At 42.1% G+C, this 14,985-nt stretch carries 14 protein-coding genes; 8 read left to right on the top strand and 6 right to left on the bottom strand.

Features of this window, described 5'->3' with window-relative positions; translation table 11 throughout:
- Position 1 precedes the first annotated feature (1 nt).
- Positions 2-472, top strand: coding sequence for a DUF192 domain-containing protein (locus BI198_RS04735; protein WP_070048517.1), 471 nt, complete (start codon positions 2-4; stop codon positions 470-472).
- Between the two features lie 94 nt (positions 473-566).
- Here BI198_RS04735 and BI198_RS04740 read toward each other — a convergent pair whose 3' ends face one another.
- The 4 genes from BI198_RS04740 to BI198_RS04755 form a co-directional block, all read right to left on the bottom strand.
- Positions 567-3,689, bottom strand: coding sequence for an efflux RND transporter permease subunit (locus tag BI198_RS04740; RefSeq protein ID WP_070048518.1), 3,123 nt, complete (start codon positions 3,687-3,689; stop codon positions 567-569).
- Positions 3,682-4,926: an efflux RND transporter periplasmic adaptor subunit gene (locus BI198_RS04745; protein ID WP_083256557.1), complete on the bottom strand. Its 1,245-nt coding sequence runs from the start codon at positions 4,924-4,926 to the stop codon at positions 3,682-3,684. The genes BI198_RS04740 and BI198_RS04745 overlap by 8 nt, the downstream gene beginning before the upstream one ends.
- 62 nt (positions 4,927-4,988) lie before the next feature.
- A complete protein-coding gene (locus BI198_RS04750; RefSeq protein WP_141728842.1) occupies positions 4,989-5,459 on the bottom strand; it encodes a hypothetical protein in 471 nt (156 codons plus the stop codon).
- A 76-nt stretch (positions 5,460-5,535) separates the two neighbouring features.
- Positions 5,536-6,207 carry a 2OG-Fe(II) oxygenase gene (locus tag BI198_RS04755; RefSeq protein WP_235605248.1) on the bottom strand — a complete coding sequence of 224 codons (672 nt, stop codon included), beginning with the start codon at positions 6,205-6,207 and terminating at the stop codon, positions 5,536-5,538.
- Positions 6,208-6,402: 195 nt separating this feature from the next.
- Between BI198_RS04755 and BI198_RS04760 the strand changes: the two genes are divergently transcribed.
- On the top strand, positions 6,403-6,975 hold the full coding sequence (locus BI198_RS04760) for a DUF3833 domain-containing protein (RefSeq protein ID WP_070048520.1): 573 nt from the start codon (positions 6,403-6,405) through the stop codon (positions 6,973-6,975).
- Between the two features lie 33 nt (positions 6,976-7,008).
- Here BI198_RS04760 and BI198_RS04765 read toward each other — a convergent pair whose 3' ends face one another.
- Positions 7,009-7,599 carry a DUF4136 domain-containing protein gene (locus BI198_RS04765; protein WP_070048521.1) on the bottom strand — a complete coding sequence of 197 codons (591 nt, stop codon included), beginning with the start codon at positions 7,597-7,599 and terminating at the stop codon, positions 7,009-7,011.
- A gap of 362 nt (positions 7,600-7,961) precedes the next feature.
- Between BI198_RS04765 and BI198_RS04770 the strand changes: the two genes are divergently transcribed.
- Together BI198_RS04770 and BI198_RS04775 are read left to right on the top strand one after the other, a co-directional pair.
- On the top strand, positions 7,962-9,449 hold the full coding sequence (locus BI198_RS04770) for a coiled-coil domain-containing protein (RefSeq protein WP_141728843.1): 1,488 nt from the start codon (positions 7,962-7,964) through the stop codon (positions 9,447-9,449).
- 30 nt (positions 9,450-9,479) lie between these two features.
- Positions 9,480-10,094, top strand: coding sequence for a YjaG family protein (locus BI198_RS04775; protein ID WP_070048523.1), 615 nt, complete (start codon positions 9,480-9,482; stop codon positions 10,092-10,094).
- Here the strand turns inward: BI198_RS04775 and rsmD are convergent.
- Positions 10,091-10,726, bottom strand: coding sequence for a 16S rRNA (guanine(966)-N(2))-methyltransferase RsmD (gene rsmD / locus BI198_RS04780; RefSeq protein WP_070048524.1), 636 nt, complete (start codon positions 10,724-10,726; stop codon positions 10,091-10,093). The genes BI198_RS04775 and rsmD overlap by 4 nt on opposite strands.
- A gap of 538 nt (positions 10,727-11,264) precedes the next feature.
- Here rsmD and ftsY point away from each other — a divergent pair.
- The 4 genes from ftsY (at position 11,265) to rpoH (ending at position 14,943) form a co-directional block, all read left to right on the top strand.
- A complete protein-coding gene (gene ftsY, locus BI198_RS04785) occupies positions 11,265-12,296 on the top strand; it encodes a signal recognition particle-docking protein FtsY (protein WP_235605370.1) in 1,032 nt (343 codons plus the stop codon).
- Position 12,297: 1 nt separating this feature from the next.
- Complete coding sequence (gene ftsE, locus BI198_RS04790) at positions 12,298-12,984, top strand: cell division ATP-binding protein FtsE (protein ID WP_070048526.1); 687 nt, start codon at positions 12,298-12,300, stop codon at positions 12,982-12,984.
- Entirely contained in the window at positions 12,981-13,964 is a 984-nt protein-coding gene (ftsX, locus tag BI198_RS04795) for a permease-like cell division protein FtsX (protein WP_070048527.1), read from the top strand. The genes ftsE and ftsX overlap by 4 nt, the downstream gene beginning before the upstream one ends.
- Positions 13,965-14,091: 127 nt before the next feature.
- The gene (gene rpoH / locus BI198_RS04800) at positions 14,092-14,943 is read left to right on the top strand and encodes an RNA polymerase sigma factor RpoH (protein ID WP_070048528.1); all 852 of its coding nucleotides are present in this window, start codon (positions 14,092-14,094) and stop codon (positions 14,941-14,943) included.
- Positions 14,944-14,985 lie beyond the last annotated feature (42 nt).

Genomic DNA, 14,985 nt, shown 5'->3' on the forward strand with positions numbered 1-14,985 from the left:
TATGTATAAACCTACCTTATTTAAGCAATTAGGATTTAAGCAATTAGGTTGTAGTGTATTATTGCTTCTGGCTACCGCGGCATGTGCTAATCCGCCAACAGAGCAACAGGCCAGAGCCTTGTTTTCGTTACAGACCCTGAATATTGGCGGCATTACTACCGTGGTACAAGTGGCTGATACGGCAGAAAAACGCGCCCAAGGCTTAATGTTTCAGCAAACGGCTAAGCCGGGCATGTTATTACTTTATCAACAACCTGCTGCTATTAGCTTATGGATGCGTAATACCACTATGCCATTAGATGTGGCTTTTATTGGCCCAGATTGGACTATTATGCATATTGAGCCATTACAGCCATTAGACGAAACCACTGTTGCTGCTAATAGTGAAGTTATTGCTGCGTTGGAAATGCCGCAAGGTTGGTTTGCGGCTAAGCAAATTCAACCTGGCGCCACTGTTAAGTTAATTGAGTAAGCTACTAGATTAAATTGCTCGATAAAGCGCTTAGTTTTTCAATGTATCGCTTTATCGAGCATGACGTTGTGTCACTATTCAGCTTTTCCGGGCTCTAGTTTGTCTTATATTCTCTACGGTGGAGTAAAAAATACAGTACTGGTAGCAGTAACATAGAGATTAATGGCGCCGCTATCATGCCGCCTAACATAGGCGCAGCAATGCGCTGCATCACTTCATTACCCGCACCCGAGCCCAACATAATGGGCAACAAGCTGACAATAATCGTTAATACAGTCATCGCTTTAGGCCGTACTCTTTGTACTGCGCCTTGCATAATGGCTTGCCATAATTGCTGCTCGTTAGTCGGTTTAAGCTCTGTTATAGCCCGCTTTAAATACAGCAACATAACAACAGCAAACTCAGCAGCAACACCACTTAGCGCAATTAAGCCTACCGCTACAGCAACCGATAATTGATAGTCTAATAAGTACAATAACCATAAGCTGCCGCTTAAAGCGAAAGGTAAACTGAATAATACTAATATGACATCACTTAGATTACGAAAGGTCAGGTACAACAACATCATAATAATCAGCAAGGTTAATGGTACTAGTTGTTGCAAGCGTTGTTGTACTCGCTGCATATATTCGTATTGACCACCAATACTGACGCTGATTTGGGCCGGAAAAGTACTGTTGTCGATAAGCTGCTCTAACTGCGCTAAATACTCACCGATAGTGGTTTCTTTAGTTAAATCGATATAGATCCAATTGGTTAAGCGGGCATTTTCGGCGGTAATCATCACCGGACCATTAATTAATTCAACCTTAGCCACTTGCTCTAATAATACATAAGCACCATCTTTACTTTGTAACGGCAACTTACGTATTTGTTCTGGGTCGCTGCGCTGGCTTCTGGGGAAGCGCAAACTAATATCATAACTTTCGCGGCCTTGAATACTGGTCGCTATAGGTGCGCCACCAATGGCAAAGCGGACATAGTCTTGCAGTTCAGTTAAGGTAATACCATAACGTCCCAGCTGGCTTATATTCGGTTCTATATTTAAATATAAGCCACGTTGTGCTCGCTCGGCATACACGGAGCGACTACCGCTTAAGCCTTTTATTTTATGCTCTAATTGGGTCGCGACATCTTGAATGCTGGTTAAGTCTGGCCCTGTTACTCTAACGCCAATTGGCGTGCGAATGCCGGTCGATAACATATCGATACGAGTTTTAATCGGCGGTAACCAAGCGTTGGTTAGACCGGGTACCTGCACAGCAGCGTCGAGCTGGGCAATAATATCATCTATGGTTATGCCTTCTCGCCACTCTGATTGCGGCTTTAAGCGAATACTGGTTTCAAACATGGTTAATGGGGCAGGGTCGGTCGCGGTATTGGCACGGCCACTTTTACCTAGCACCACAGCGACCTCGGGTACGGTTTTAATTAAGCGATCGGTTTGTTGTAGTAATTTTGCCGCTGTTGCTGGGCTAAGGCCGGGCAGAGTGGTGGGCATATACAGTAAATCACCTTCGGCAAAGCTAGGCATAAATTCACTGGATAAGTTTTGCCACGGCACTAAGCTGCTGCCAAAAGCAATAATAGACACTAACACTAATGTTTTGGGGAAACGTAAACATAACTTCAACACTGGGCGGTATAAGGCAATAAGCCCGCGATTAATTGGATTTTGTTGCTCGGTGGGTATTTTGCCGCGTAATAAATACAGCATCAGTACAGGGATCAGCGTAATAGCTAAGATAGCCGCTGCCGCCATAGAGAAAGTTTTGGTAAACGCTAAAGGTGCAAATAAACGGCCTTCTTGAGCTTCTAAAAAGAACACGGGCATAAAGCTTACGGTGATAACCAGTAACGAGAAAAACAAGGCTGGGCCAACATCAGTACAGGCCGAGGTAATAACTTGCCGATACACGTTAGGGGGTAGGGCAGTATTAGCTGCTTGTTTTGCTTTAGCATGCTCTAGCTCTTTATGGGCATGCTCTACCATAACAATAGCTGCATCCACCAAGGCGCCGATAGCGATAGCAATGCCGCCTAAGCTCATCACGTTAGCATTTATATTGAGCAGGTTCATTAACAATACACTGCTTAATAGCGCTAAGGGTAAGCTAATCACTGCGACTAAGGCTGAGCGAAAGTGCAATAAAAACACCACACAAATAATGGCAACCACAGCCATTTCTTCTAGCAGTTTCTCACTAAGATTACTTACAGTAGCCTTAATCAGTTCAGAGCGGTCATAAACGGTAACGACCTCAACCCCACTAGGTAAGCCAGTTTTTAATTGTTGTAACTTTTGTTTTACGGCATCTATTGTTTGCAGGGCATTTTCGCCATGTCGCATAACAATAATGCCTGCGACGACTTCCCCTTCACCATTTAATTCTGCAATACCGCGCCGAGCTGCAGGCACTTCTTGCACCGTACCAATATCAGCTAAGGTTAGCGCGTAATCAGCATGATTACGCTTACCTACTGGTATTTGCGCTAAATCGTTACTTGATTGAATATAGCCATTGCTTTGCACTAACAACTCGGTTTCTGCAACTTCAATAATGCCGCCGCCGACTTGCTGGTTATGGTTTTTAATGGCATTAATTACATCAGCAAGGGTGAGTTGATAAGCCCGCATTAAACGAGGCTGTAATTCTAATTGGTAGGTTTTATCCATCCCGCCAATACTGGCTACTTCAGATACGCCATCGACACTTTGTAGCTCAGGGCTTAAATAAAATTTTTGTAAGCTGGTCAGTTGCTCTAAGGAATGTTGGCCGCTGCGATCCACTAACGCATATTGAAATACCCAGCCAACTCCGCTGGCATCGGGGCCTAATGTCGCAGTGGCACCTTGAGGTAGCGTAACTGTTTGTAAGTATTCTAATACCCGAGAGCGCGCCCAATACGGATCGGTGCCATCGGCAAAAATAACATACAGATAACTGTCGCCGGCCATAGAGAAACTGCGCACGGCTTTGGCTTTAGGCACAGCTAATAACGCTGTTGATAGCGGGTAGCTAACTTGTTGCTCTATTAACTCGGGTGTTTGCCCAGGATAACTGGTTTTGATAATAACTTGGACATCAGATAAATCCGGCAAGGCATCCAGTTTTATTTGTTGGCCTGCCTGCCAGCCAAATAGCACTAAGGCCAAACTACAGAGTAAAATTAAGATTGGATTATTTAGCGACCAGCGAATAATAAACTTAATCATGCTGATGTTGCTCCGTTGTGGCCGGTGTAGAAACTGGTAGCTGGCTTAAACTGGCTTCGGCATCTAATAAAAACTGACCAGAAGTAACCACCGTTTCACCAGCCGCTAAACCGCTACGTATTTCCACGAACTGTTGTGCACTGTGGCCGACTTCGACTGGGCGAATGCTAAATTGCTGCTCGGATTGAACAATAACGCGGCTGCCAGTTGCTGATAGCATCACGGCTTGCTTTGGAACCGTTAACACATCGCGTAAGGCACCACCATATAGCCGCACGGGCAAAACCATATTCGGTTGCAGTTGTAATTGTTTATTATCTATTGGCAGCCGCACCTGGCTGGTGCGACTTATGGCATTTATTTCAGGGTATATAAACGCTACCGAGGTTTCGATACCGCTACGCTGCTGGGAAGGGATATCAAACTCGGCTGCCATACCTAAGCGAAGCCAATTTTGTTGGCTTTCAGCTACGTCGGCAACTAACCATACTTGTTGGATATTAGTGATTTCCATTAAAGTATCACTAGGATTAATAAACATACCATCACGTACATTTAATTTGGTTACTACCCCATCTTGGTGAGCATAAACGGTTATTTGATATAAACTTTTTCGGGTTTGCTTTAGCTCGGTAATTTGTTGCTCGGTTAAGCCTAATAAGCGTAACCGGGTTTCTGCGCGTTGTAATAAGCTGGTGCCACTACTATTGCCGCGCTCAATAACCGACAAAGCCTGTAAGAAATCGTCTTGAGCGACTAATAAGTCGGGGGCGTAATAACTAAATAGCTTATCACCCGCTTTAACGCGTTGGCCTAAACTGCGCACATATAATTGTTCAATCCAGCCTTCAGCGCGGATATGACTATGGTGAATAGCATCTTCAGCGTATTGCACTTGGCCAAAGGTCTCAATAAAGCGCCATAAGGTACGTTTTGTAGCTGGTTCAGTGCGAATACCCAGTGCTTGCTGCATTTGGCCTGAAACATTTACACTTGGGCCACTGCTAGCGCCGTTATTGTTAGCAATGGCTTTTTCCACTAGATTCATGCCGCAAATGGGGCAGGTTCCCGCTTCATGCTGCTGGATATGCGGATGCATGGGACAGGCAAATATAGTGGCCGCCGGTTGTTGTAAGGTGGCAGGGTTGAGAACCGACGGCTTAACGCCAGTTTGCTGGGCAGATACATGAAATGAAGCTGCTACTAAAAGAGCAGTAAGTATGATGCTGATACGCATATAAATGATCCTGATTAATACTGAAAACGGCTAGCAGAACTAGCAAAATGGTTTAGAGTAAATCAGGCAATTATCGGCGGTGGTGGGTCTTTAAAAAATAACCAATTAGGTAAGGCAACGATATATTCGTTACTGACAGTTGCTGCCGGAATATAATTAAATAAATTAGTGTTCAGTAACGCACTAGCGACCATACAATGGCTTGCACAACAGCCTTTATCGCAAGGCATTTCCTCACAAGCAGTATCGGCAAGGCAGCAATCATGCGTTTCGCTAACAGGTAAACTACTGGTTGATTGCAAAGCGTGTTGCATAGTTGAATGCTCAGCTTGCTGTATAACTTGCTGCATAGTATGGCAAGCTGTATTCGCCTCAGAGTGCAAACTGTAATGCAACTGAGTTAACTCAGGAGGTAGCTGCTTCTGTTGCTCTGTATGCATGCTAGGTGATGCACTATTAGCATAAGCCACCGATCCAGATAAACTGGATAGTGCCAAACAGATTATGACTATATAGCTAAGTAATGTACGCATCAGCGCTATAATAAGCGCTGCGGGTTACTTTGGGAAGAAAATAATGCCAAGTTAAGTTTTTGTTTAGCTAAATCAATTAACTTGCCGGATCAAGCACACCATTAACATTGGCATTGTTACGAAACCAACCAGCGATGCTAAAACGGGGATCTTGTGCGGGTAGTACTTCATGCGGAAAACGCTCACTTTCAAATAATAGTAAACTGCCCGCCGTTGGAATAATGGTTTTAATCAGCTGATCATGCTCATCATATAAAGCTAACTGGCCACCTTTTGCTACGGTATTAAGATAACTAACGGTAGTTAATACTCGATTAGTGCGACCTTTAAAGGCATCTAAATGCTTTTTATAAAAATCGCCGTGTTGATAACGAGCAAAGTGGCATTCAAAATCAAACAAGCCTAAAAAGCATTGCCGATTAAGGGTTTGTTGTAATTCTGTCATTAACTGTAGATATGCTTGTTGTGCAGCACTTTCGCCGTCAAACCACTGGGTAGCATCACGTCGAATGTGTTGATTCATTTGATGGCCATTACTACGGCCTATTCCTGCAGGTGTAAGCTGAGCTTTGTGCTGGGCTTCATGTAATAAAGCGCTATTTAAACTTGGACTGAGAAAATTGGCCAGCAATACCCAGCCATACTGATAAAAGTGTTCTATCAATAAACTAAACGGTTGCGCATCAGGCGCCAGTGTTGTTTTAGCAGCAGAATTGACATCAGTAACCATAGTGGCAATAACCTCCATTAACAGCCCGTTGTTGTACAGTGACTGAGTGTAAATGTCTAATTAAAGCCATTTATCTTAAAGATGAGTAAGCTGACTTAAATGAAAACATCTGCTAATACTTAATTTTTAAAAGTTGAGCTAAAGTAAATTCGGCTGCGTATTAGCGTTATCTAAATTTTATAATGGTAAGCTCATTCATTAAAAGGAATGCAAATGAATAAGGTACTGATACTTTGTTGCACCTTAACTTTAGCTGCTTGTAGCCAGTCGGTGACTGATTATAGTCGAGAACAGCCGGTGTTAAAGCTAGATAAATTTTTTCAGGGTGAATTAACAGCCTGGGGCGTAATGCATGATTGGAAAGGGAAACAAACCCAACGTTTTACTGCTCAGTTATGTGGTAGTTGGCAAGGCAACTTCGGTGACTTATATGAGGTGTTTCAATTTAGTGATGGTCGCACCGATACTCGGCATTGGCATTTAACTCAAGATAATGATGGAAGTGTTACGGGTACCGCGGGCGATGTTGTCGGTGTGGCTAAAGGCCAATTGGCTGGTAATAGTCTATTTTGGCAATATACGCTGCGGGTGCCTTACAAGGGCGATACCTTAGATGTTGACGTTAAAGATTGGATGTATTTAATCGATAGCGAAAATGTGATTAATCGCAGTAAATTAAAAAAATTTGGTATTAAAGTGGGAGAACTCACTTTGGCTATTCAGCAACAAGATATCACTGCAGACTGTAGCGCCATAAAACAGCAGATAGCGGCACAGTCTGAGTAGCGTTAGCAATGTATTCTAGCTAAGAGATCTAACTTACTGCACCGATTGTGGGTAAGTTGGATATTGCTGCATAATTAAGTTAACAACTTTATTCACCGCTTGTTTAGGGTGATGTAGGTCAGATTTTTTTAATGTACCTTCAGCAACGCCTTCCCAAATTAGTTGCTTTTTATTTGCATCTACAATATCGATATTTACCGTACCTACTTTATAATTTACCGTATCCACGTCTGTGGTATATCGCGGAAAACCAGCGTAAATGCCGCGACGGTAATTATAGTAGCCATAGCTAAAGCTAGCGCTTGGCGTTGAGCGTACCTCAGTACGATTTTCGATATTTGAATTAAAATTTACTAATAAATCTGGGTTGCTTGCACTAAATTGATAACCAGCACGATTCATTTCGTTGCTAATCGCAGATTTAAAGTTTTGGGTAACAATAGTGGTGTATCCCGCTTTGTCGGTAGCAAGCTGCTCAACAAAACCAAAGGTTTTATACCCACTAAAATTAGTATTGCTAACAGAGTCTGAGCGAACTTGCGGACCTGATGAACACGCAGCAAGTGACAACAGTATTGCCACACTAAACAGAGCAGTAATACGTTTACGATTTATGTTTAGCATAATAATGTCCTTCAATGGTTAATCTAAGTCACGCCGGTCAAATAAAGCATCTGGCACCTAATATACTACGTGATGCATGATGAACTGGACCTTAAACAAGAAAAATTGTTTATTCAATGCTAGAGTATAATTGTTTAATTTAGCCAGATGCAAGCTAAGTTATTGTTTTAAATTGTATTAATATATATGCTAATGAAATGTATTATTAGCGTTAGCTATCAGAGATAAGTCATATTACACTAAAGCACAGCACGATGATGCCAGAGTAATAGATAAGACGTCGCTAATTGTAGCCAGTTTAATGGTAAAGCAGCTATTAACAATAACGATGTATTGTTATAGCCTAATTAAAACGAGAGCTGATGATGACTGCAGTGAAACAAAATAATAATAATAAAAATTCGCAACGTATTGGTGAGCTATCCCAAGCTGCGCAGCAAAGTCTGCAAGCAAGTATTGATGATTTCTCTAGCCAGCTGCTAGAGATACAACAACAATCCATACAGCAGTTTGCAACTGACGTATTAGCAGAAACTGAAAATCAGTGGCAAAAGCGCTTAAATGAACAAGAGCAGGCTTATCAGAAGCTGTTTAAAGAATGGCAACAAACTAAGCAGCTATTACAACAAGTACAGCAAGCTGGGCCAAAAACAACGGATAATGATGTAGCTACTACAGAATTACAGCAAGCTAAACAGCAATTAACAAGCCGGTTAAATGAAGTGGAATCGGAATTAACGGCTACTATGCGCCAGCTGGTTTCTGAACAAGAGCAATATCAAGATTTACAGCAACAGCAGCAACAACAGCAAGAGCAGCAGATACAACAACAACAAAAACTAGAACAGAAAATTGCTGAGCTGCAACAAAGTCAGGCTGAAAGTCATGATAATCAGTCTGCTCAGCAAGCAGAGCAATTACATAATTTGCAACAGCAACTTAGTGACGTACAAACTGAGTCAGACCAAGCAAAAGTCGTGGCGCATGATTTAAAGCTCGCCTTACAGCAAGCTAAAACAGAGTTGAAATTACAGCAAACACAGCAACAAAATCAACTCACAGCGCAACAAGAGTTACAGGCTCGGTTTGATCAAGATAGCGCCCAGTTAGAACAACAGTTACAGCAACAGCTTGATAAGCAGGCAGAGCAGTTACATCAGCAACATGATGAAAGAATTGATCAGTTGATTCATAAACATAATGAGCAACTCCATCAGTTGAAGCATCAGCACGTAATTGAACTAGAATCAAGCCAGCAGCAACTTCAACAGCAGCAAAAACAGCTAGCGCAGCTAGAAGCTGAACTGTCTGAAGCTAAACAATTTATCGCCGATCAAGGACAAGCTCAGCAAGATAAGTTGCAAACTATTGCTAAGCTACAACAGCAGTTGCAAGATCGGAGTAAAACCGTCGAATTGCAGCAGCAGAAAGTTCAGCAGCAACATGAGTCACTGCAAAGCTTAACCGATGATAATACTGAACTTAAGCAACAATTAGATCAGGCTTTAGCCCTGCAGCAACAAGCAACAGAGGCCTCAACAAATTTAGGCTCTGAGTTAACCCAATTGCAAGCGCGCTATGTTGATATTGTAGAACAACAGCAAAGCCAACAATCGCGGCAGCAAAAGTTAGAAGCCCAGCTAGAGCATGCGCAGAATAGACAATATGCTGCAGAGCAAAAGCAACAGTCTGAGGCGGATGGTAGCAGAGAAATGATCCGTAACTTGCGGATGGAGCTACAACAACAGCAAGAACAGCAACAAATAGTGGTACATGATATGGAAGAGCGGATAATGGAATTTAAGCTGAAATTTGAATATGCGCAAAAACAACTACAAGTTACGAGTTAATACTCGTCACTTGCTTTTCTCAGGATGAAAATGAAACCCAAAGCCAATAATTTTCAAGCTATGCGTGAGCTAAGCTATTTTCAGCAAGCCGCTGTTGCGGCTACTTTACTGGAGCGTATGCTACCTAATTATCAGCTGTTTGCTGAAGTAACCAAAACTGGTGATGCCGTTTTACCTCGGCATATTTTAACTTTAATCTGGGAATGGTTAACGGTTAAAAAAGCCAAGATTAACTTTGAAAAGTTAGCTGGTGATTTGGAGTTAATTACGCCTGAAACGAATAACTTTGATATCTTTGGCGTTTACCCTGCAGTGGATACGTTAACGGCCTTAGACATTATGCTTAACGGTATTGGCTTGCAAGATGGTACCGAATTTATAGATGTCGCTAAAATATCTCAAGCTACAGTGGCGCGTTTAATAGAGTATGAAACAGCTGATCTAGATATTATTAGCGAAGCCGAACTAAAAAAAGTGGTACGTGAGCATCCACTGATGCAATATGAAATGGAGTGCTTAGCCGAGTTAATTGCGTTAGTTCAACCGATGCAGCGCTTTGACCGTGAACAACGTCAGATTTTACAAGCTTGGGTTAAGGAGCAAGGTTTAACCAATCTAGGCATGGAGTTAGCTGAGCCTAATTAATTATTCTGCCGCTGGTATAAACGATATGCCAGCTGTCCTGCTTGTTGTTGTTTGATTAACAGCCAATTTTTAGGAATTAAATTAACGTTTAATTCCTTCTCAACCTCTAAATAAATAAAGGCATTAGCCGTTAGCCAGCCATTATTCTCTAATGCTTGGCAGCAAGCCATGGCTAAGTCTTTATGAAATGGTGGGTCAATAAATACCACGTCATAGTGTTTATTAGCAGCTTGGGCTAAGACACTTAAACAATCCTGATTAATTACTTCAGCATTTGCACAATTTAAGCGCTGTAAATTTTGTTTTAAGTGAGCCGCTAACTTAGCATCGCGTTCAATTAAACGGGCAAATTGAGCATGTCGCGATAAAGCTTCAATGGCTAAACTACCACTGCCGGCAAAGCAATCTAATACCAGTGCGCCATCAATATGCTGCATTAACCAGTTAAATAACGTTTCTTTAACTCGATCCGGTGTGGGTCTTAATCCTTCAGCATTAAAAACCGGCAGTTTACGTCCACGCCATTGACCACTGATCACTCTAACATCACCTGGAGCTTTGCTTATTGCGCCTTGTTGCTTCGTTGGCGAGCTAGTATTTTTTAATTGTCGCTTAGCTTTTACTTGTTTCATCGATTCCGTTTTGCCTTTATCGCAAAGGTGTTAGTATAGTGGGTAAGTTTACCTTAGTTTTTAACTGTATACACTTGAGCTTATGAGCAAAAAAAATAAACTATTTTCCTGGCTTGGCCTTGGCAAAAACAAATCAACTGACTCCGGTGCAACTGAAACAGTAGCGCCAGAAGATAATACCCAACCTGAACAACAGCATAAAAATACTGTTGAAGCTGACGCTATTGATAAAGTAGCTGATGATATTGTTGCTGATGTAAAATCTGAGCAGATAGTGTCTGCAGCTGAAATTGATAAGGTTGTCACTGTTGATTCAGATCCTGAACAATTTAATCAACAGAATATACCAGCGGTTCAGCCTGAACAGCGATTGTCAGAAGTTGCAGAGGCAAAAACTGTTGTTGATAATGCAGACCCTGAGCAATTCAATCAGCAGAACTTAGCCGCAGCTCAAGCTGAAACGTTTGAGCCAGTTAGTCCCCAGCTAGTGCCAGCGGTTGATGATAGCGCTGAAATAAGCCCAGATGCTTCACCACAAATGTCGACAGTGCCGCCAGTCCCGACTGAGACAGCTGAACATCAGCAGGAAGCAGCAAGCGAAGCGTCAGCAGAAACAGTTGACACTGTCCAACCGGCTGCGGTTAAAAAAGTCGGTTTCTTTGCCCGTTTAAAACAAGGGTTAGCAAAAACCAGTCAAAATTTAGGCGCAGGTTTAGCCGGTTTATTTACTGGTCGTAAAATTGATGAAGAGTTATACGAAGAGCTAGAAACCCAGTTACTTATGGCGGATTTAGGCGTAGAAACAACCCAAAAGCTTATTAAGCAATTAGAGCAACATGCCGATCGTAAATCGTTAAAAGATGCCACGTTATTATTTGATAAGTTGCAGCAAGATATGGCGGTATTACTGCAAGAGGTAGAGCAGCCATTAGTACCAAAATGTGCTACCGGTCCTTTTGTTATTTTAATGATAGGCGTTAATGGTGTTGGTAAAACGACCACTATCGGTAAAATGGCTCAGCAGTATAAACGACAAGGCAAAAGTGTGATGCTGGCTGCAGGTGATACCTTTCGTGCCGCAGCAGTTGAACAGTTACAAGTATGGGGCCAGCGTAACGATATCCCGGTTATTGCCCAACATACCGGTGCCGACAGCGCATCGGTTATATTTGATGCCTACCAAGCTGCTAAAGCACGAAAAGTGGATGTGTTAATTGCTGATACAGCAGGTCGATTACAAAATAAAACTCATCTTATGGAAGAGCTAAAGAAAATTGTCCGAGTACTACAAAAAATTGAGCCAAATGCGCCACATGAAGTGATGCTAACGTTAGATGCCGGGACCGGTCAAAATGCCCTTAGCCAAGCCAAAGTATTTAATGAAGCAGTGCCATTATCGGGTATTAGTTTAACCAAACTGGACGGCACAGCTAAAGGTGGGGTTATTTTTGCTATTGCAGATAAATTTAATATACCGATACGCTATATAGGTGTTGGTGAAGGACTTGATGATCTGCGCGAATTTAATAGTAAAGATTTTATCCAAGCCTTATTTAACCGAGATCTATAATATGTTGCAGTTTGATCAGGTGAGTAAAAGTTATCAAGGCGGCTTTGTCGCTTTGGATCGCGTAAGCTTTAAATTAGAGCGAGGCGAAATGGCCTTTTTAACTGGCCATTCTGGTGCCGGTAAAAGTACCTTATTAAAACTCATTAGCTTGATTGAACGGCCAACAGTAGGGCGAGTGTTAATTAATGATGTTGATTTAAGTCGTATTCGTCGGGCGCACATACCGTTTGTGCGCCGTGATATTGGCATTATTTTTCAAAATCACCGTTTATTAATGAATCATACTGTATTTGATAATGTTGCTTTGCCTTTAGTCATTGAAGGTTTTAGTGGTAAAGATATGGTTAAACGGGTGCATGCGGCGTTAGATAAAGTGGGCTTGTTAGATAAAGTACGCTGTTTGCCACAGACATTATCGGGCGGGGAACAGCAGCGTGTCGGTATTGCCCGCGCTGTGGTAAATAAACCACCATTATTATTAGCGGATGAGCCAACAGGTAACCTTGACCCAGAGTTATCTAAAGAAATTTTACGCGTATTTGAAGCCTTTAATCAGGTGGGGGTGTCTGTGCTAGTGGCAACCCATGATTTAGGCTTAGTCGCTAGAAAAAAATACCGCACCTTAACCTTAAAGCACGGCAAGATGATTAACGACGGTTTATTACATACTGAGGATGCGCCTATATGAGTATGTTGTTTTCTGGTCGCGTAAGCAGTGGTGCTTCGGCTCGAAAGGTGGGCTTAGCGCGACGCTTTATTATGTTTTGGATTGATCATTTTCGCCAAGCATTATTTAGCTTAGGTGAGTTATGGCGTACGCCCTCGGCATCATTATTAACCATAGCGGTGCTAGGCGTGAGTTTAACCTTACCCACGACATTACATTTACTAGTTAAAAACGTGCAACAGATTAGTGATGGTTTTACTGATGCGGCCGAGATCAGCTTGTTTATTAAAGAAGACAGCTCAGACAAACAAATAGCCAGTTTAGTCCACATTTTGCAAGCCGATAAAGATATCGCCAGAGTGACGTGGATTACTAAGCAACAGGCCATAAAAGAGTTTTCACAAGTGTCTGGTTTTGGCAGCGCGTTATCGTTATTAACTGACAATCCACTGCCTGATGTACTGTTAATATTACCGAAAAATACCGCAGCTGAACAAGCTAGACAACTATTAAGCCGGCTGCAAAATGAGCGGTTGGTTGAGTCAGGTAAATTAGATATTGATTGGCTCACGCGACTTGATGCTATTGTTACTTTATTACGCCAAGCCGTGTTAGTGATTGCGTTATTATTATTAAGTGCAGTATTACTGATTATTGGCAATACCATCCGCTTATCGATTATGAATAAAAAAGACGAAATAGAAGTAATGAAACTGGTTGGTGCTACCGATGCATTTATTCAGCGTCCCTTTTTATACAGTGGCGTTTGGTATGGCGTATTTGGTGGTTTGTTAGCTTTCTTAATTGTTGAAGCCATGTTGTGGTGGTTGCAAAGTGCGATTGGCAGTATTACCTCTCTATACCAAAGTCAGTTTCAATTGATGTCGTTAGGCTTAGCTGAGTTTGTTGGTTTAATGCTAATTGCTATCACGCTAGGTCTTGCCGGTTCTTATTTATCGGTGCGTCGTCATATTAGCGGCATTGAACCAACAGGCCCTTAATAACGTATAAATCTTATAAATAACTTTTTTATAGCTATCTAATATTAAAACAACTGCAACTAAAATTAGCACTCTATGTCAAAGAGTGCTAATATCGGTTTAGTCAGATTGAAAAAAGGATACTTTAATGAACGATACAGCAAAAATGATCCCATTTCCGGTAGCCGCAAGCAGTAGCTTTGAGGCCTATACCCATGCTGTGAGTTCAATTGCGATGCTAACGGTAGATGAAGAGCGTGAACTGGCTCAGCGTTTATTCGATACTGGTGATTTAGCCGCTGCACGTAAATTAATTATCTCTCATTTACGCTTCGTAGTGCATATAGCGCGCAGTTACTCAGGTTATGGTTTACCGGTTAATGATTTAATCCAAGAAGGTAATATTGGCCTGATGAAGGCAGTAAAACGTTTTGATCCCGCGGTAGGTGTTAGGCTGGTTTCTTTTGCCGTGCATTGGATCAAAGCAGAAATTCATGAGTATGTGCTTAAAAATTGGCGCATAGTTAAAGTGGCAACCACCAAAGCACAACGTAAATTATTTTTTAACTTACGCCGCTCTAAAAAGCATTTGGGTTGGTTTAGCCAAGACGAAGTAAAAAATGTAGCAGAATCTCTGGGTGTAGCAGAACATGAAGTGCGCGAGATGGAATCGCGACTAAGTAACTATGATATGCCATTTGACGCCCCAGATGATGATGACGATGCAGCTTTTACTGCTCCGGTATATTTTTTACAAGATAAAAGTTCAGATATCGCGCTACAGGTTGAAGAAGAACAAACGGATACTGCTGCGGTCGATAAATTACAAGCAGCGATGCGCACATTAGATGAGCGTAGCCAAGATATTGTTCGGGCTCGTTGGTTAGATAATAACAAGCTCACGCTACAAGAATTGGCCAATCGTTACTCGGTGTCAGCTGAGCGGGTGCGTCAGCTTGAAAAAAATGCGATGAAAAAGCTGCAAGCCGCAATGTGCTAGTAGCGGCGTGCAACGATTAAATTTTTAGTTTAATCGCAATAA

The organism is Rheinheimera salexigens, assembly GCF_001752395.1.
GTDB lineage: Bacteria > Pseudomonadota > Gammaproteobacteria > Enterobacterales > Alteromonadaceae > Alishewanella > Alishewanella salexigens.